The organism is Shewanella sp. GD03713 (genome assembly GCF_029843705.1).
Taxonomy (GTDB): domain Bacteria; phylum Pseudomonadota; class Gammaproteobacteria; order Enterobacterales; family Shewanellaceae; genus Shewanella.
This window is the reverse complement of sequence record NZ_JAOCIW010000001.1, coordinates 441498-458736: the sequence shown is the minus strand read 5'-3', so window position 1 is coordinate 458736 and position 17239 is coordinate 441498. Positions and strand designations below refer to the sequence as shown.

18 protein-coding genes are annotated in these 17239 nt (G+C 48.6%); 10 read left to right on the top strand and 8 right to left on the bottom strand.

Annotated elements, in window-relative coordinates:
* Nucleotides 1-94: 94 nt before the first annotated feature.
* From dusB to N5E87_RS02110, 5 genes are all read left to right on the top strand, one after another.
* On the top strand, nt 95-1063 hold the full coding sequence (gene dusB / locus N5E87_RS02130; protein WP_086903868.1) for a tRNA dihydrouridine synthase DusB: 969 nt from the start codon (nt 95-97) through the stop codon (nt 1061-1063).
* A gap of 16 nt (nt 1064-1079) precedes the next feature.
* Nucleotides 1080-1385, top strand: a complete 306-nt coding sequence (fis, locus tag N5E87_RS02125; RefSeq protein WP_006083371.1) for a DNA-binding transcriptional regulator Fis — start codon at nt 1080-1082, stop codon at nt 1383-1385.
* Nucleotides 1386-1573: 188 nt separating this feature from the next.
* Nucleotides 1574-2266: a hypothetical protein gene (locus N5E87_RS02120; RefSeq protein ID WP_086903867.1), complete on the top strand. Its 693-nt coding sequence runs from the start codon at nt 1574-1576 to the stop codon at nt 2264-2266.
* A gap of 731 nt (nt 2267-2997) precedes the next feature.
* Nucleotides 2998-3744 carry an iron-sulfur cluster repair di-iron protein gene (ric, locus tag N5E87_RS02115; protein WP_086903866.1) on the top strand — a complete coding sequence of 249 codons (747 nt, stop codon included), beginning with the start codon at nt 2998-3000 and terminating at the stop codon, nt 3742-3744.
* 98 nt (nt 3745-3842) lie between these two features.
* Nucleotides 3843-4346: an ATP-binding protein gene (locus N5E87_RS02110; RefSeq protein ID WP_086903865.1), complete on the top strand. Its 504-nt coding sequence runs from the start codon at nt 3843-3845 to the stop codon at nt 4344-4346.
* A gap of 4 nt (nt 4347-4350) precedes the next feature.
* On the opposite strand, the gene N5E87_RS02105 is transcribed toward N5E87_RS02110, so the two are convergent.
* The 7 genes from N5E87_RS02105 to N5E87_RS02075 form a co-directional block, all read right to left on the bottom strand.
* Complete coding sequence (locus N5E87_RS02105; RefSeq protein ID WP_086903864.1) at nt 4351-4929, bottom strand: HupE/UreJ family protein; 579 nt, start codon at nt 4927-4929, stop codon at nt 4351-4353.
* A gap of 147 nt (nt 4930-5076) precedes the next feature.
* Nucleotides 5077-5799 carry an HAD-IA family hydrolase gene (locus tag N5E87_RS02100; RefSeq protein WP_086903863.1) on the bottom strand — a complete coding sequence of 241 codons (723 nt, stop codon included), beginning with the start codon at nt 5797-5799 and terminating at the stop codon, nt 5077-5079.
* Nucleotides 5799-6698 carry a tyrosine recombinase XerC gene (gene xerC / locus N5E87_RS02095; protein ID WP_086903862.1) on the bottom strand — a complete coding sequence of 300 codons (900 nt, stop codon included), beginning with the start codon at nt 6696-6698 and terminating at the stop codon, nt 5799-5801. Before xerC ends, N5E87_RS02100 begins: the two co-directional genes overlap by 1 nt.
* Nucleotides 6699-6746: 48 nt before the next feature.
* A complete protein-coding gene (locus tag N5E87_RS02090) occupies nt 6747-7382 on the bottom strand; it encodes a DUF484 family protein (RefSeq protein ID WP_011627404.1) in 636 nt (211 codons plus the stop codon).
* Nucleotides 7379-8206, bottom strand: coding sequence for a diaminopimelate epimerase (gene dapF, locus N5E87_RS02085; protein WP_086903861.1), 828 nt, complete (start codon nt 8204-8206; stop codon nt 7379-7381). The genes N5E87_RS02090 and dapF overlap by 4 nt, the downstream gene beginning before the upstream one ends.
* 70 nt (nt 8207-8276) lie before the next feature.
* The gene (lysA, locus tag N5E87_RS02080) at nt 8277-9521 is read right to left on the bottom strand and encodes a diaminopimelate decarboxylase (protein WP_086903860.1); all 1245 of its coding nucleotides are present in this window, start codon (nt 9519-9521) and stop codon (nt 8277-8279) included.
* A 42-nt stretch (nt 9522-9563) separates the two neighbouring features.
* A complete protein-coding gene (locus tag N5E87_RS02075; RefSeq protein WP_011627406.1) occupies nt 9564-9758 on the bottom strand; it encodes a lipoprotein in 195 nt (64 codons plus the stop codon).
* A 67-nt stretch (nt 9759-9825) separates the two neighbouring features.
* Here N5E87_RS02075 and cyaY point away from each other — a divergent pair, with 67 nt between their 5' ends.
* Complete coding sequence (gene cyaY / locus N5E87_RS02070; RefSeq protein WP_011621196.1) at nt 9826-10155, top strand: iron donor protein CyaY; 330 nt, start codon at nt 9826-9828, stop codon at nt 10153-10155.
* 39 nt (nt 10156-10194) lie between these two features.
* On the opposite strand, the gene N5E87_RS02065 is transcribed toward cyaY, so the two are convergent.
* Nucleotides 10195-12609 (bottom strand): class I adenylate cyclase, encoded by a 2415-nt coding sequence (locus tag N5E87_RS02065; protein ID WP_279774970.1) that lies wholly within the window; start codon nt 12607-12609, stop codon nt 10195-10197.
* Between the two features lie 202 nt (nt 12610-12811).
* Between N5E87_RS02065 and hemC the strand changes: the two genes are divergently transcribed.
* The 4 genes from hemC to N5E87_RS02045 are packed head-to-tail and all read left to right on the top strand — an operon-like array spanning nt 12812 to nt 16951.
* Nucleotides 12812-13744, top strand: coding sequence for a hydroxymethylbilane synthase (gene hemC / locus N5E87_RS02060; RefSeq protein ID WP_037430190.1), 933 nt, complete (start codon nt 12812-12814; stop codon nt 13742-13744).
* 4 nt (nt 13745-13748) lie between these two features.
* The gene (locus N5E87_RS02055; RefSeq protein ID WP_224021497.1) at nt 13749-14489 is read left to right on the top strand and encodes a uroporphyrinogen-III synthase; all 741 of its coding nucleotides are present in this window, start codon (nt 13749-13751) and stop codon (nt 14487-14489) included.
* Between the two features lie 60 nt (nt 14490-14549).
* On the top strand, nt 14550-15788 hold the full coding sequence (locus tag N5E87_RS02050) for a uroporphyrinogen-III C-methyltransferase (protein ID WP_279774969.1): 1239 nt from the start codon (nt 14550-14552) through the stop codon (nt 15786-15788).
* Complete coding sequence (locus tag N5E87_RS02045; protein ID WP_279774967.1) at nt 15785-16951, top strand: heme biosynthesis HemY N-terminal domain-containing protein; 1167 nt, start codon at nt 15785-15787, stop codon at nt 16949-16951. Before N5E87_RS02050 ends, N5E87_RS02045 begins: the two co-directional genes overlap by 4 nt.
* The last annotated feature ends 288 nt before the right edge of the window (nt 16952-17239 follow it).

Genomic DNA, 17239 nt, shown 5'->3' with positions numbered 1-17239 from the left:
AAAAAAATTGCTCCTAGGTCATTTATTGACCTTTTCACGGCCAATAAAAAGGGCTACTATAGCGCCCCTTTGAAGAGCTAAGGTGAAACAGTAAATGCAGATTGGACCCTATCAACTGAAGAATCAGCTGATCGTGGCACCAATGGCAGGTGTCACCGATCAAGCTTTCCGTAATCTCTGTCTTCGTTATGGTGCAGCCTTAGCGGTGTCGGAGATGCTTTCATCGAATCCTGAAGTTTGGGACACAGATAAGAGCCGCCAGCGTATGACGCATTCCGGCGAGGAAGGTATTCGCTCAGTGCAAATTGCAGGTGCAGATCCAGAGTTAATGGCGCTGGCCGCCCAGTTCAACGTCGAACAAGGTGCCCACATCATTGATATCAACATGGGATGCCCGGCAAAAAAAGTGAATAAAAAGCTGGCAGGTTCTGCCCTAATGCAAAATCCACCCTTAGTGAAAGAAATTTTACAAGCCGTGGTCGCTGCAGTAGAGGTGCCTGTCACGTTAAAGATTCGCACAGGCTGGGAGCCTGAACACAGGAACGGTGTTCAAATCGCCCAGATTGCTGAGGATTGTGGTATCGCCTCGCTCGCCGTTCACGGCCGCACGAGACAATGCATGTACAGAGGCGACGCCGAGTACGACACCATCAAAGCAATTAAACAGAATGTCTCGATTCCTGTTGTCGCGAATGGGGATATCGACAGTCCGGAGAAGGCCCGCTTCGTGCTGGACTATACCGGTGTCGATGCTCTGATGATAGGACGGGGTGCTCAAGGACGGCCTTGGATTTTCAGAGAAATCCAGCACTACTTGGGTACGGGTAATAAGCTAGCGCCCATTGAGGTGGCTGAACAGCGTCAAGTGATGCTGGAACACCTCACCAAACTTTATGATTTGTATGGTGAATATAAGGGTATCCGCTTCGCCAGAAAGCATATTGGATGGTACCTAGACCAAGAGGATCAGCGCCAGTTCCGGGCTGACTTTAATCAGCTGGAAACCGCTGCAGAACAGTATTCCCTGGTGGAATATTATTTTGATGAATTAGTACAGAATTAATAAAGAGCAGAATAGAATGTTTGATCAGACAACTAACACAGAAGTTCACCAGCTTACCGTTGGCAAAATCGAAACCGCAAACGGCACTATCAAGCCCCAGTTATTACGTGACGCTGTTAAGCGTGCCGTAACTAACTTCTTCGCACAGTTGGACGGTCAGGAAGCACAAGAAGTGTATGAAATGGTGCTAAGTGAAGTTGAAGCACCTCTGCTTGACATCATCATGCAACACACTCGCGGCAACCAAACCCGCGCAGCAAACATGCTAGGTATCAACCGTGGTACTCTGCGTAAAAAATTAAAGAAATACGGCATGAACTAATCCGCAAGGATTAAGCTGTTGTATTGAAAAGGGTTAATCAGAAATGATTAACCCTTTTTGCATTTTGAACCCACATTTGAACCCACAGCTAGCGATCTACTCGCATTAGTTTTTATCTTGATTACAGCGATTCACTCCGCTTATAAAGGAAACTCTTGAGTTCTCATCTAAGTATAAAATGAGGGATTATGGACTTACTCGATAAGTTTGAGCTGAAAGAGTGGTGGGTAACAGCTTTGACAGCACTGCAAAGGGAGCAAATTGCCAATGATTACCAGCCAATGGGCTTAATAAGTAATCCCCCGTTTTTATATCAACCACTTTCTAATAATGGACATAGTGGCACGGGTATCTGCGGTCTAATACACGTTCTAGCTTGTGTTGCTAAGGGTCAAGCTAAAGATATTTTATTAACAAAAACGGAAAGCGTGACAATTGCAGAATACTCTAACCCGAAGACAAACCTCATTGATGTTCACCTTGTGTTAGGCTCACTTATCAAACATCACTACGCGTTGCGGGAAAAACTCGACCACTACGAAAGGGTAAAAGAGCTGTGTTTAATGCAAATAGCCATAGCCGATAAAACAGCCAACAAATTTCGTCACCCCGAAAAACCTAAAGAACTAAAACAGCTTCATCAATTAACGGGTATGAAGCACCCTTATTATGACGAACCTCAAATGCTGCCCTCACATACAGGCTACAAGCAACTAGCGATTATTCTTGAGAAAGAAGGCGATCTTGAAGGTGCATTAAAAATATCTAAGCAAGCTCTAAAGCAAGGATGGACAGATAATTATGAAAAACGCATCGACAAACTTAACCAAAAGCTAGCGAAGAAAAAGATAGCCAAAGTCCGCACAACACCAAATAGCTAGATTTAATATAACTACCCACTGTTTCGACGAACCGCGCCCCTGTACGTTTTGAAGTAGCCGAAAGTGGAGCATCTAACGTGTCAGAAAAAAGACTAATGTGTATGACTTAAGCCGATACCTTCCCCACGTTTTAAAAGCCATTAATCCTTCCATCAATGGCGCTCTAACGTGTGTAATATGTCCCTCCCTTAACGTGTCACAAAACTGGTGCCAAGTTCTAACGAGTAAGATAAGTTTTACCCTCCCCGTGACTTCCAATTAATACCTGTTTGACCTTGGAAAAATCTTGCCACCTTTTTTATGAGTAAGAAAACCCCTCACTATTCGAGCATAACTTTAAAATTAGCAGGGTACTGACGTTAGAAAAACCATTGCATACCTATGCCGTATTAAGGCAATAAAAAGCCCCCAATTAAGGAGGCTTAACATTCAAATTTTCTAGCTAGCTGGTCGGTAGTCAAATCACGGCTAACTCCACTTAATTCTGCTCGTTCGTTTTATTTCTCTCTAAGAGCCATAGCAATGACTCGCCTTTGGCTTTCTTAGCGACAATTCCCCGCCACAGCAAAGTAATTGAATTGCGCTCACCTTAAGGTAACTTCGCTACTCCCTTAGAGATATTTCATAGCATGAAATGTGATATGCCCGACTAATTTAGTCAGGATTTATTGCGCGAATATAAAGCTGCAAATATTATGCATGTAAAATTATTCTCGCTTTGGAGTGTTGCTATGTTATCTGCCCATCTCTCATCCGAAAACCCAGTTGAAGCACAGTCAGCCTCAATCACCCCATTGCTTGAACGCAAAGTGGGGGAACTGGTCGCAGAGGATTTTCGCCGCGCCCACGTGTTTAGCCAATTTGGTATCGATTTCTGCTGCGGGGGTGGTCGAGCACTCGCCAATGCCTGCGAGCGAGCAGAGGCCAATCCTGAGCAAGTCGTCGCCGCATTGGAGGCCGTTTCCCACTCGGGAGCCAAGGAAGATGAACTCAATCAATTGCCACTCGACCAGTTGATCGATTATATCGAGCGCACCCACCATCAATATGTTCGCGCTAAGGCACCGTTATTGCTCGAATATTCAGAGAAAATGGTACGCGCCCATGGTGAGCATTATGCCGAGATTATTCCCTTCGCTGGCTGGGTGCGCGCCTTAATTGAAGACTTAATGCCGCATTTGATGAAGGAAGAAAATATCCTCTTCCCGGCGATCCGCGCCATGAGCCAAGGTGAGCAAGTGCAAGGTTGTTTCGGCCATATAGGCAACCCCATCAATGCGATGCAATACGAGCACGAAGAAGCTGGGCAAATTTTGCAAAAGCTTCACGAGTTAACCAATGACTTTACGCCGCCGGAATACGCCTGCACCACATGGCGCGTCTGTTATGCGACTCTGGTCGAATTTGAGGCAGACTTGCACCAACACATCCATTTAGAGAACAACATCCTCTTCCCTAAGGCGCTGCAACTCGCCTAGTACAGATAGCTGATTCACAACAAAGGCCAGCACAACTGCTGGCCTTTGTTATTTTGGCGTGTTACAAAAAGTGGTGTGCTACGCAAGGAGCCGCCGCCATGACATACCCCACATTCGCACTCGATGATATTGGTTCACTGCATGAATCCGCCCAAGTGGAGTTCAAACTCGCGCGGGGCCGCGACGGTCAAGGCCAGCTCCCCGAAGATATTTGGGCGACCTATAGCTCCTTCGCCAACACCTTAGGTGGCGAGATTATCCTTGGGGTGCGTGAAGAACATGGTTATTTCACCATTGAAGGCATTCCGAATCCCCTGCCCGTGTTGCAGGAGTTTTGGGAAATCCTCGATGATCCCAGCCGCACCAGCCATAATATCCTGGCGATTTCTGATGTGCAGCTAATTGAAATTATGAATAAAAAGCTGATAAGGATTCGCGTGCCACTCGCGCCAGAGCACCTAAAGCCCGTGTTTATCGGCACAGATCCTTATGCGGGGACTTATTTTCGCGTTGGGGATGCCGACATGCACGCCAGCCGAAGACAGGTCACGCAAATGCTGCGCCGCGCCCATCATTGCACTAAGCAACTCAAGGCGCGTTAAGCCATTAAAAGCCTGCGAGTAAATATCCACCCATAGCCGCAATCGCTACGCCCGATACCCGCATTAAGCGGCGCTGGCCCGTCACGCGCTGCATGCCTAATCCTAACATGACCCCACCAAGATGAATGACCGCAGTGCCAAACAAGAAACCGAAGGCATAGAGTATGGGACTGGCGAGTTCAGGCATTTCCATCCCATGGGCATGGCCGTGGAAAATCGCAAACACGCCCACAAAAGCCATAGCAAACAACAGCGGAAGTTGGCGGTCAAAAGCTATCGCCAGCCCAAGCAATAAGACAGATAGCGCAATGCCAATTTCGACAAAGGGCACCGGAATCGCATACAGGCCTAAAATGCCACCAACTAACATAAAACACACAAAGGCTAAAGGCACAGTCCAAATGGCGCGGCCGCCCAATTGAGTACTGAGCATGCCCACACTCAACATGGCAAGGAGATGGTCAAAACCTAAAACGGGATGATTAAAGCCCGCCATAAAACCACCACCGGAGTGGATTTCGTGCGCCGACGCAGGGGCAATAAACGATAGACTCAAGAGGAGCAACAGACTTAAACGCACCATAGCAGTTCCTTGACAGTGATGGCGTAACAACCGAGTGAAAGATATCGAACACTCTACGGCAAAGCCGTGAAGCAATCTTTGATCCTTATCACCTTAAGCTATCGCTTAATTCAGCGGATAACCTAGCTCAACTTTCTTTAAACCAAATTATGGCAGTAACATCTCCAGCAGAGCATCGAGGGTCGCAATTTCCATATGGGGCAATAGGGCTGCTATCGGCAACGACGCCACGCGACCAAAACTCGGGTTGAGCCAGACCGACTGGCACCCCGCCAAACGCGCACCGCGAACATCGGCATTCATGCTATCACCGACGTGCAGCAGTTCGTCTAAACCGATATCTAACCTTTCGCAGGCCTGTGAAAACATATCTTTAGCAGGCTTCATCCGCACACCACTGCCAGGATGCAGCACAAATTCGAACACCTCACTCAAGCCAATGCGCTGTGCGTCCACATTGCCATTGGTGATACCAATCAACCGAAAATGGGCCGATAAGCGCGTGAGCAGCGCCAATACTTCGTCTGAAACCTGAAAATGGCTGCGATGGAAATAGAAACAATCCAACCCTTCCTGCGCACCCCGTTTTGCCTCCGACTCACTATAACCGAGCAGCGAAAGGCCTTTATGCAGAGTCGCAATTCGCGCAGCTGAGGTGTCATGAGCCAGGGCGGGATTTTGCTGTAGCAACTGTAACTTGAGCAGTCGCCATTGCTGCGGTTGCCAAGCTTGAGTAAGCGGAAAAGCCTGATGCAAAAACTGCGTTAGCTCGGCTTCGGCATTCAGAATATGAGGCTCGTTATCGTATAAGGTATCGTCGAGATCGAAGCTGATCGCACGAATATTCTGGGGTCTAAGATAACAACGCATTATTTATCCTGTTGTTTTTTCGCTCTAGGATGGGCGTTATCATACACCTTAGCTAAGTGTTGGAAATCTAAACTGGTATAAATTTGCGTGGTCGACAGGTTTTCGTGACCCAATAATTCCTGCACCGCCCGTAAATCGGCACTGGATTCCAGCATGTGCGTCGCAAAGGAATGGCGTAACTTATGGGGATGCACCCGCATAGAAAGCGCCTGCTCCTGACCCCATTTGCTCATGCGCGCCTGAATACTGCGATGGGACAAACGCTTGCCCTTCTCCGTGACAAACAATGCATTATCTTCACAGGAAATTTGTTTGCGGCACTTAAGCCAAGCACTGATGGCCTCTATGGCGTAACGCCCAACGGGGACTATGCGCTCTTTGTTGCCTTTGCCCAAAACGCGCACTTCATGCTGGTCGTATTGCACGCTGGATAAGTCCAGCGCCGCCAGTTCAGCCAAGCGCAATCCACTGGAGTAAAACAGCTCCATAATGGCTTTATCACGCAGGGTCAGCGGATCATTGCCCTCTATCGCGAGCAGATGCGAAATAGAATCGACGTCGATATTCTTCGGTAACGGTTTGGCTTGTTTGGGCGCGCTCAGCCCCTTGGCAGGATTAAGTTCAATCACGCCTGAGCGCAATAAAAACTCTCCCCACTGTTTGATGGCCGACAACCACAATGACAGCGAGCGCGGGCTCAAGCCCTTGCGATGCAGCTTAGCAAGCACCTGTTGCCAATGCTCACGACCCACATTGAGCAGATTCACGCCCTCTGGCAGTAACTCGCTTCCCCGCTGCAATTCATACATATAATTGCGAACCGTATGCGCCGACAACTGGCGCTCAGACTGCATATAGGTTTCAAACTGCTGCAAATAGGACTGACACTGTGGGGTCATCTCCATCTCCTCATCATTACGCAATTGAGGCAAGGCGCACCATGTACCTTAAAGCTTGGCCAGCATATGTGCGAGTAATCGGCGCAATTGTTCGAGCAACATATTGTCCATATCGGGATGGAAATGCGCCGCATCTTGGCTAGCAACGGCAAAAATCATCGGGATCTCATCGGCTAACTTCACTAACGCGACAGAGCCCACTTCGCTACCAAATAGGCGTTTCGCTTCCTGCTGGGTTAACCGACCAAAGTAGTAATCCTTGCGCAGACGCTGAGCCCAAATCGCTTGCATCTCCACATCGGCATCTAACACGCTGATCAGGCGCACATGGGTAAAATTAAACTGCGTCTTTAAACTATCGGCCAGCACTTCTTTAAGGGCTTCTAAATTAACGCAATTGAGTAACTTAAAAGACAGCTCGGTATTAAAGAGGAATATCTTTTCATTGCGCGCTGCCATCGCCAGCAGACTGGTGATTTCTTCTTCGAGTTGCCCAACCCGTTGGCGCAGTAACTCTTGACGACGCTCGACCAAGGAAATCGCGCCGCGCTCCGAATGGGGTAAACGCATCGCAAGTAACAGCTCGGGATAACGATTAAAAAAGTCTGGGTTATCGAGTAGGTACTCGCGAATAATCAACTCATCGAAGGGAAGATCGGTCTGCGGCATCAAAGGCTCGGTCATAACTGAATTTGTCCATCGTAAACGTGCTGCGCTGGCCCCGTCATCCACAGGGGTTTGCCTTCACCTTCCCAATTGATGGTTAAGGTGCCCCCCGGCAAGTCGACACGTACCTGTTGGTCGAGTTTGCCTTGGATTTGCCCTACCACCACTGCGGCACAAGCACCAGTGCCACAGGCTAAGGTCTCGGCCGCACCACGCTCGTAAACTCTAAGCTTGATATGGCCCGAGTTCACCACCTGCATAAAGCCGACGTTTACCCCGCGCGGAAAACGCTCATGCTTAGTGAGCAGTGCACCAACCTCGGCGACATTCGCGTTAGCAACATCTTCCACATCGAGCACGCAGTGGGGGTTGCCCATGGACGCCGCACCACATAAAAAGGTTTGTTGCGACGTTTGCAGCAGATAGGTTTTTTCGGCCTTCTTGGCTTTGAAAGGAATTTGGCTAGGATCGAGCACAGGCACGCCCATATTCACAGTGACAGTGCCGTCACGTTCGAGGCGAAGAGTCATCTTACCCGCAGAGGTGCTTACACGAATTTTATTCTTATTTGTCAGACCCTTATTACGAACAAAGCGCGCAAAACAACGGGCGCCATTGCCGCAGTTTTCGACCTCACCACCGTCGGCATTAAAGATACGATAGTGAAAATCCAAATCGGGATCATAGGGCGGCTCAACCAGCAAAAGTTGATCGAAACCGACACCAAAGTTACGGTCGGCTAAACGGCGGATCTGCTCAGGCGAAAAGAACACGTTCTGCGTGACACCATCGACCACCATAAAATCGTTGCCCAGTCCGTGCATCTTAGTGAATTGGATCAAGATACTTATCCTTTAAGCCTAGGCGCCGCCATTAACTAGCCAAGCGCCTGAATCAATATAATTTTCTAGTTTACGGCAGGAGTTGCTCACCTTGCCAGAGCTGCGCTAATTTTTCTCGCTCACGCACCAGATAAGCCTTGTCACCATCGACCATCACCTCGGCCGCACGGGGACGAGTGTTATAGTTAGAGGCCATGGCAAAACCGTAGGCACCGCTCGAGCGCACAACCAATAAATCCCCTGCCGCAATCGCGAGAGCTCTGTCTTTACCTAAAAAGTCACCGGTTTCGCACACTGGCCCTACGATATCAAATACTTGCGCTTGTTCATCCCTTGGATTTACCGGAATGATATTTTGCCAAGCGCTATAGAGTGCGGGGCGAATTAAGTCGTTCATCGCGCCGTCGACAATCGCAAAACGTTTATCGCTGTTTTCTTTAAGGTACAGCACCTGAGTGACGAAAATGCCCGCGTTAGCGGCAATGGCGCGACCCGGCTCGAAAATTAACTTGAGCTTGCGATCGCCTAAACGTGCGAGCAGGGCTGCGGCGTAAACATCAGGATGCGGCGGAGTTTCATCGTCATAGGTCACCCCTAAACCACCACCCACATCGAAGTGTTCAATCACAATGCCTTGCTCGGCCAGACGGTCGATAAGGGCCAACATTCTGTCCATCGCATCGAGGAAAGGTTGGATCTCTGTCAGTTGTGAACCGATATGGCAATCGACCCCTTTTACCTGCAAATGTGGTAGCGCATGGGCACGGGCGAATACGACTTCAGCCTCATCCATGGCGATACCAAATTTGTTCTCTTTAAGACCCGTCGAAATATAAGGATGCGTACCGGCATCGACATCGGGATTCACCCGCAGTGACACGGGAGCAACTTTACCTAAGCGGCCTGCAACCTGATTTAACTGTTCAAGCTCGGCGCTCGATTCGACATTAAAGCAATAAATACCGAGGTTAAGTGCCTGTTCCATTTCGGCAACGGTTTTACCCACGCCCGAAAATACCACTTTGGCCGGGTCGCCACCGGCTTCAATCACCCGCGCTAACTCACCGCCCGAGACAATATCAAAACCACTGCCTAAACGAGCCAAGACGTTTAGCACGGCTAAGTTAGAGTTGGCTTTCACCGCGTAACATACTAAATGTGGATAGTCGGCCACCGCATTGTTAAACGCATGCCAGTGACGTTCGAGCGTCGCACGGGAATAGATATACAGTGGCGTGCCATACTGCTGGGCTAAATCATTGACCCGACAGCCTTCGGCGTACAGGGTATTGTCTTGGTAGAGAAAGTGATCCAATGTCCGATTCCTTACTGCGCTTTGTTGTAATTATGCTGATTATTATTGTGTTTTTTCAGTTTCAGCTTGAGGCTCCGCCGGGTCGGCAGGGGTCGCTTCACTCTTCGGCGCCTTAATTTCTGTAGGCTGACTCACCTCTGCGGGAGAGGATTTATACAGGGGGCCTTTTTGACCGCATGCTGTAATGAATAGGCTACCAAGCAATAACAATAAAAACAGTCTCATTTTTCTCAACATCTGTGCATCTGGTGACTAATAGCCTTATAATCGCACCCATCTTGACGAAAGCAAAGGACAGAAATGCATGGCCATGACAGATACAGAATTTCACCAGCTCGCCGATGACATGTTCCAAGCGATAGAGACCGCTATCGAAACCGCAATTGATGAACAAGACGCCGATGTCGATATTGATGCCAGCGGTAACGTGTTACAGCTGGAATTTGTCGATGGTTCGAAAATTGTTATCAACAAACAAGAGCCTTTGCATGAGATTTGGGTTGCGACCCGTTTCGGTGGCTATCACTTTGGTTTTGTTGATGGTAAATGGATTGATGGCCGTAATGGTGGCGAGTTTATGCCCTTTGTACAGGACTCAATCCTTCGCCAGAGCGGTATCGCACTGAGCTTCTAATAAGCGCGTGCAGCTTTAACAAGCGGGAGCGATTCCCGCTTAAAACTCCACGTTAGCGTTATTGATATCGACCCCAAAGGGCATGACAGTCAACTCGCCCGCAACCCGCACTAGATGGAAAAACTGCGGAATGTTAAACCTCGCCTTCGAAGCATAATACTCATCAAATACATAGTGATGACTCACTTTGTTGACCAACTCCATCATATTCGAGCCAGGCTGCACATAATGGCTGAGCTGATTATCTTCATCGAGAATAAACACATCCAGACTTTCGGGCCGCTGGCGCAGGAAATATTGAATCGCTCCTTTAGCCGCAAAGTTCTGAATAATTTTCGGCATACTCGAAAAGGGATCGTCGCCCAACTCGGGCCGAGGCAATTGCACCAGATGACTGCGTGACAGCTGCTGATAGAAGGATTTTGCATCGCTCAAGTCCTGATACGCCATCCCTAATGGGTTAAAGAAAATCCCATAACGGGTATGACTGATTTGCAGCGGCTGCACTAAAGTGCTCGATTGTTGCACCTGCTGACATAGGCGCACGGTTTGTTTCAGCAGGTTTTTCACCGCTAACTTAAGCTGAGGCCTGAGTTTTTGTGAGCAGCTAATCACATCCATATCCACCGGATGAGTCGCTCGCCTTAACCCCGGCGTGACAAACGATAGCGCCTGCAATACTGCGGTTTCGCCCTCAAAACGGTGGCATTGCCACTCTCCCCAACTATTGAGGCAGATGGCATCGAGGGCGCCGAGCATATTTTCCTTCTTACGGCCTAATGAAAACACGTTGGCATTCATTACATCGACCATCATCTCTTGCCCATGCCAGTGGACGGTAGGATCGCAGTCGAGATTAAGAACAAAAATCAGCTTTCTAAAATGCCAAGGCTGGCATAGGTCAAGTTTCGATACCCGCCAGTCGTGGTCGATAAAGTTCAGTAGCCGCCGCGCCGCCTCGGTTAGGCGCCGAGACTTAACCTTACTCTGACCAAACTCATACCATTTGGTTTCTGGCGTCGACACGCCGTTCAAGCAGCCCCAGATCATCAATGCCGAGGGAGTTTTCCCCTTACATATCGCCGATTCACCCAACAGATTTTGCGGTTTTGGCCCCTGACGATAAAGGTAATATTGGTTTTCCTTAGTGCTAGACACCATGGTCACTTCAGATTCGGCGACTGAGCGGCTCCAAAGCAGATTTAACTTAGCGATTTGATCTTCATCTTGGCTGAAGTAAGTGTGCAACTTGCGGGTGAGCATCCCCAGCTCTTCAATCCTGAGCCCCTCATTCAACTCATGGGTCGAGGCGAAGCGCAGCAGCGTTTGGTAACTCGCCAGCAGCAACTCGTTGAGCTGTTCATTGAACCAGTTCAATTGTCCGCTGTGCCAATGCTCACAGTCATCTAAGGTCGAAATCAAGCTGTCGGGCCACTGCCATTCTTGCACTAGCTTTTGCATTTTGGCGTAGCGCCAGTCTTTGCCTTGGTCCGCAACACTCAAATACACGCCACATTTGAGATAAAAACAGCGGCGCACAATCTCGAGTCGACGATTATCATTCTGCTTTAATAGATAGGCTTCGATGACCTCATAAATCGCGTAATAAGCATCGTTAGAGGTGGAGAAATCTCCCGCTAAGGTCTTTTGCCATAACCTGTCGCACAACAGTTGCGAATGGGGATATTCACTCGCATAGGCTTCCAGTAGCAGTACTTTTATCAACGCCTTATGGGGTTTATTAAGGCCTTTATAGAGCTGCCACAGCGACGCTCCAAAGTACTCACTCGCCGGCAGCTCGTGCACATTACCTAGGTACAGCAGCTCAGGATTAAGCTTGGCATCGGGCCACCATGCGATGGTTTTACCCGCTAACCGAATTTGGCTGCGGTAAAACTCCTCAAGCAATAACCAATGTTGCGTACTGCCGCTGTGCTCATGGGCCATCGACGATTGGCAACCGGAACGCTGCGATTTATCGCCAGAAAATTGCAGCGGGTGAACTAAGTAAAAATTCACCTCAAACTGATATTCGGCAAACCAAGCGGTTAAACGCTCGGCTTTTAATTTGATAAAGGCTAAGTCCTCATCACACAGCTGTGCATGGTGCACTAGCCATACATCCACGTCACTCTTGGCATTCTGGCCAAAACTGGCCGTGCTACCCATAGCGTAAACGCCTTCAAAGGCTGGATTTTCAACCTCATTAGCAATAAAGGGGAGCTTAAATACATCGCAGGCCTGCGCCTCAAGTGAATCAGGACGATAACCTTGGATCCCACACGGTGTGTCGGCATCGACAAAGCCGGGATACTGGACGCTATTCTGTTGAAGTAAAAAGGGGATCAAACGGAACAAATGCTTTTGCAACGGAGACAACAAGGCTAAGGCCCGTGCAATACGAACCTGATTAAGTCTTTCTGCAATATCAGGAAACTGGCCTTGCTGATCCATCCTAGAACACGACACTTAAGCACAATTGAGAAGTGTGCTCATGTTAACACTTTTGCAAAGCTGAGCAACTAAATGAGATATCCATCACACTTTTATACTATTTAGAACACCGCCGACTTCAAAGAATCGATACGGCTTCCTTACATTCGCGAATAGCCAATGTTAGCATTGGCGCAACTAAGATCTCTGATGGAAACTAGGCATGTCTGAAAACCGCATACGTATCGCTACCCGCAAGAGTCCGCTGGCCATGTGGCAAGCTGAATTTGTTAAAGCAGAATTAGAACGCGTTCACCCAGGTATTGTGGTGGAGCTATTGCCAATGAGCACTAAGGGCGATGTTATCTTAGACACGCCATTAGCGAAAGTTGGTGGTAAAGGCTTGTTTGTGAAAGAACTCGAAGTCGCTATGCTCGAAGACCAAGCCGATATCGCCGTACACTCGATGAAAGACGTGCCAGTAGATTTCCCCGAAGGCTTAGGGCTGGAAGTGATTTGTGAACGCGAAGATCCGCGCGACGCCTTTGTGTCTAACCTTTATAAGTCAATCAGTGAGCTGCCACTCGGTGCCACGGTAGGCACCTCAAGCCTACGCCGTCAGTGCCAACTGCGCGCCTCACGCCCAGACCTGATTATCAAAGATCTGCGTGGCAACGTCGGTACTCGCCTCGCGAAACTCGATAACGGCGAATACGATGCGATTATCCTGGCTGCGGCGGGTTTAATTCGCCTGAAATTATCTGAGCGTATTGCTAGCTTTATTTCTGCGGAAGAATCCTTACCCGCAAACGGTCAAGGTGCTGTCGGTATCGAATGTCGTACCAATGATGAGCGCGTTAAAGCATTATTGGCACCTTTAGAGCACTTAGAGACTCGCTACCGAGTCATCGCCGAACGCGCCATGAATACTCGCCTCGAAGGTGGCTGCCAAGTTCCTATTGGCGCCTTTGCCGAAATAGATGGTGATGAGATGACACTGCGCGGCCTCGTTGGTAATCCAGATGGTAGCGAAATCATCGAAGGCGTGATCACAGGTCCAAAGACCGAAGCGACGCAACTCGGTGTTGCCCTTGCTGAAGAACTACTGAGCAAAGGCGCTAAAAGCATCCTCGACGCTGTTTACGCCAAAGCCTAAGACGATGAAAGTCTTACTGACGCGCCCCGAGGGGCGCAATCAGTCGATGGTCGATGCCTTGAATGAAAGAGGCATCGAACACTGTGTGACGCCACTGCTCTGCGTTGAGGCCACGCCCCCTCTGCCGCCAGACTCTTCGCATCCACTCGCTAATGTCGATATGGTTATCTGTATCAGCGCCAATGCTGTCAGCTTTGCTGATGCTGCGTTTAAAGTCGATACTGCCCAAGTTAAAGACTGGCCAAGCGTACCTTATTTCGCCGTAGGTCATGCGACTTGGGAAGCGCTGCAAGAGAAGGGAATTGAAGCTCTCGAAGCACCGGATGATTGTCAGCAAACAGAAGGCTTGCTGACATTGCCTGCACTGCAACATATCCAAGGCAAACATATCACTATCATTCGTGGTGTCGGTGGTCGTGAAGCCCTCGCTGAGCAACTGAGTGCCAGAGGCGCGAGGCTGCGCTATTGGGAAGTCTATCAACGCGCTTGCCCACCACTCGATGGCGCCGCGGTTAGCCAACACTGGCGAGACTTAGGGATAGATACTATTGTCGTGACGAGTGGTGAAGTACTGGATAATCTGATTAATCTAGTGCCAAAAGAGTTATTTGCATGGCTGCGCTCATGTCATATCATAGTCCCCAGTAACCGAGTAGAAGCTCAAGCTCATGCCTTTGGTATAACCCAAGTCACCAATGCCAATGCCGCCAACAGCAAAGCCGTGCTAAACGCCCTTAAACTCTAAGCGCTATTTAGCCCGATTTTACTCGAATTTCGGCAGTAGCATGATTTTAAGGACTGTTAAATGGATAACAACAAGCACGACGCCCAAAGCCCAGAGTCACAGGCTATCCCAGTTCTCGCCACATCGGTCAATACCGATGACGCTGCACCACACAACCAAGCTTCTGAGTCACAGGCGAGCAAGCCTGAAGAACCTGAAGAACAAGAAGTCAAACCTGCCGACACTAAGTCGCAAGCCAGCAAACCCAAATCGACCCAAGCTGCTCACCAAGTGGTGCAAGTGAATCGTAGCTCATGGGCTATTCGTTTTGGTGTACTACTGGCCTTAGGCTTGACCGTTTGCACCATAGGTGGTGGCTATTTGCTGTATCAACAAATGCAGCAACAGCTTCAACTGCAAGAGACGAAAAATCTAGCCCTGCAAGATCAGTTGCAACAGGCTTTACTCGTCCCAAATCAGCGTCTTGCACAACTTGAGCAACAACAACTCTCAGATGCAAAAACCTTCCAAGAGTTATCTAAGCTTGCCACAGATCAAAACCAGTTACAGGACAGACTAGAGAAACTGGCCCAGCGCAGCCCAACCCACTGGATGGCCTCAGAAGCCGAATATCTAGTAAACATGGCTGGACGTAAGCTTTGGCTCGAAAAAGATCCGCGCACGGCAACCGATTTATTAAAATCCGCAGATGAAACTATTGCCGCGATGAACAACCCCGCATTACTGCCAATCCGTAAGGCATTGGCAAAGGATATTGCGGCGACCACCAATATTAAGAGTTTGGATATTGAAGGTGGTGTATTAGCACTCGATGCCTTAATCGACCAACTTGACAAATTGCCGCTAAATCGTGCCGACGCTGAAGCAAGCACGGCTGAAGATACGACCATTTCCGGCGATCTTAACGATTGGCAAAGTAATCTGAGTAAAACCTGGAAGGCGTTGACTCAAGATTTTATTACTATTCGTCATCGCACCGCCGATGCGCCAGCCCTACTTGCTCCAGAGCAACAATGGTATTTGGTTGAGAATATCCGCCATAAACTGCTGCAATCACAACTGGCACTCTATCGCTATGATAGAGCCGCTTATCATCAATCACTGATGATGGCGCGCCAGTGGATCCAAACCTATTTTGATGTTCAAGCGCATCAAACTAGCGAGGCCATTGCCGAAATCGACAAGTTGGCAACACTCGATCTTGACCCTATTACGCTGAAATCTTTTGCCGCTAAACCGCTGTTATTACAGTTAACCAGCTATGGTGAACTCACCTCTGCAGAGGAACCGCAGCTATGATTAAGGCATTAATATTTCTTGGTATTATACTTTTAGGCCTGTGTATCAGCCCCTGGATTGTTGGCAATACTGGCTATGTGTATATTGCCGCGGGTGATTACCAGCTTGAGACCAGTTTAGTTTTTGGCATCGTCATGTTAATCGTGTTTTATGCGCTATTCCAAGTGCTGGAATGGTTAGTGATCACTGTGATTAATCTGCTGCTACGTAGCCGTTTTATCCCGCAGCATTGGCGTCGCCGGTCTGCCAAGAAACACACTCTGATGGGCGCACTCGCGATTGCCGAAGAAGATTGGCCTGCGGCAGAACGTGCCATGATTAAAGGGGCCGACAACGGTGAACTGCCAGCATTAAATTTATTAGCCGCTGCACGTGCTGCTCAACATCAAAATAAAATTGCCGAACGAGATCAATATCTTGCCCGCGCTGAAGCCCAGCCTATGACGGCCAATGCGGTAGCTACCACTCGTACCCGTTATTTACTCAAACAAGGTGAATTAGCCTTAGCCAGAGCCGAGCTCGATAAGTTAGCCCCAACTAGCAAGAGTAAAGCCCCTGTGCTGAAACTCGCCCTCGAGTTATATCGCGCCCAGGAAGATTGGGAAGCGCTTAAGCTATTGCTCCCAATACTGAAGAAACGGCAGATCTTAGAGGATACCAAGCTAAATGCACTAAGCATTGAAACCCATTGCGCCCTGTTAAAAGCGGCGAGTCTAAAAGGGGAAGAAGCCCTAGAACAATGCTGGCAATGGCTTTCACGCGATGAACGTAACCAGTCTGAGTTTTTAGCGATTTATGCCATGGGCTTATGCCGCTTCAATCGTAAAGACCAAGCGCTTAAATTACTCTCGAAAAAGCTACGTAGCTCGCCAGAGTCGTCACTGTTAGAAGTAATACCACAAATAGTCACCGCCCATGACGAAGAGATCCGCAAGCAATTACTCAAGCATGAAATCACCCATGAGAATAATGCTGATTACCAAAAGTGCTTAGCGCTGTTGTATCAACAAACCCGCGACATGAAAGAAGCTAAAACCTGCTGGCAGAATGTGTGTCGTCTCGCCCCAAGCCAAGCGTCTTGGTTATCACTTGCCCGTATTCAAGAACAACTCGGCGAACAAGGTAACGCAAATCAAAGTTATCGCCAGGCGGTTAACTTGTAATTTGCTATAGCCGCAGCTCCTCTATAGGAGTTGCGGCTCATCAAAACTAACCAATCAATTCCTTTTTAGCTCACCTAAACGCCGTTTTAGCAGAATTCATAAAATTTTAATCTCTATACACAGACCAATTTGTTATAAATATGTTTCTATATATAAAACAAAGGTACTAGATGCTGCGTCTATTCTGCTTTAAGATACCACATCTAGTTAAGGCAGATTTAAACGCCAATTTTTCGAACCACTCTCCGTAAAAGCCAGTCATAGCAAGCTATCGCATTGCGTCAAAAA

What these genes read in the sequence shown, in the direction of transcription:
- N5E87_RS02045 (WP_279774967.1), top strand. Translation starts at nt 15,785, where the DNA reads ATGATTAAGGCATTAATATTTCTTGGTATTATACTTTTAGGCCTGTGT.
- N5E87_RS02090 (WP_011627404.1), bottom strand. Translation starts at nt 7,382, where the DNA reads ATGACCGAGCCTTTGATGCCGCAGACCGATCTTCCCTTCGATGAGTTG.
- N5E87_RS02105 (WP_086903864.1), bottom strand. Translation starts at nt 4,929, where the DNA reads ATGGTGCGTTTAAGTCTGTTGCTCCTCTTGAGTCTATCGTTTATTGCC.
- hemC (WP_037430190.1), top strand. Translation starts at nt 12,812, where the DNA reads ATGTCTGAAAACCGCATACGTATCGCTACCCGCAAGAGTCCGCTGGCC.
- N5E87_RS02110 (WP_086903865.1), top strand. Translation starts at nt 3,843, where the DNA reads ATGACATACCCCACATTCGCACTCGATGATATTGGTTCACTGCATGAA.
- ric (WP_086903866.1), top strand. Translation starts at nt 2,998, where the DNA reads ATGTTATCTGCCCATCTCTCATCCGAAAACCCAGTTGAAGCACAGTCA.
- dusB (WP_086903868.1), top strand. Translation starts at nt 95, where the DNA reads ATGCAGATTGGACCCTATCAACTGAAGAATCAGCTGATCGTGGCACCA.
- xerC (WP_086903862.1), bottom strand. Translation starts at nt 6,698, where the DNA reads ATGACCCCACAGTGTCAGTCCTATTTGCAGCAGTTTGAAACCTATATG.
- N5E87_RS02075 (WP_011627406.1), bottom strand. Translation starts at nt 9,758, where the DNA reads ATGTTGAGAAAAATGAGACTGTTTTTATTGTTATTGCTTGGTAGCCTA.
- N5E87_RS02120 (WP_086903867.1), top strand. Translation starts at nt 1,574, where the DNA reads ATGGACTTACTCGATAAGTTTGAGCTGAAAGAGTGGTGGGTAACAGCT.
- N5E87_RS02055 (WP_224021497.1), top strand. Translation starts at nt 13,749, where the DNA reads ATGAAAGTCTTACTGACGCGCCCCGAGGGGCGCAATCAGTCGATGGTC.
- cyaY (WP_011621196.1), top strand. Translation starts at nt 9,826, where the DNA reads ATGGCCATGACAGATACAGAATTTCACCAGCTCGCCGATGACATGTTC.
- N5E87_RS02100 (WP_086903863.1), bottom strand. Translation starts at nt 5,799, where the DNA reads ATGCGTTGTTATCTTAGACCCCAGAATATTCGTGCGATCAGCTTCGAT.
- fis (WP_006083371.1), top strand. Translation starts at nt 1,080, where the DNA reads ATGTTTGATCAGACAACTAACACAGAAGTTCACCAGCTTACCGTTGGC.
- N5E87_RS02065 (WP_279774970.1), bottom strand. Translation starts at nt 12,609, where the DNA reads ATGGATCAGCAAGGCCAGTTTCCTGATATTGCAGAAAGACTTAATCAG.
- N5E87_RS02050 (WP_279774969.1), top strand. Translation starts at nt 14,550, where the DNA reads ATGGATAACAACAAGCACGACGCCCAAAGCCCAGAGTCACAGGCTATC.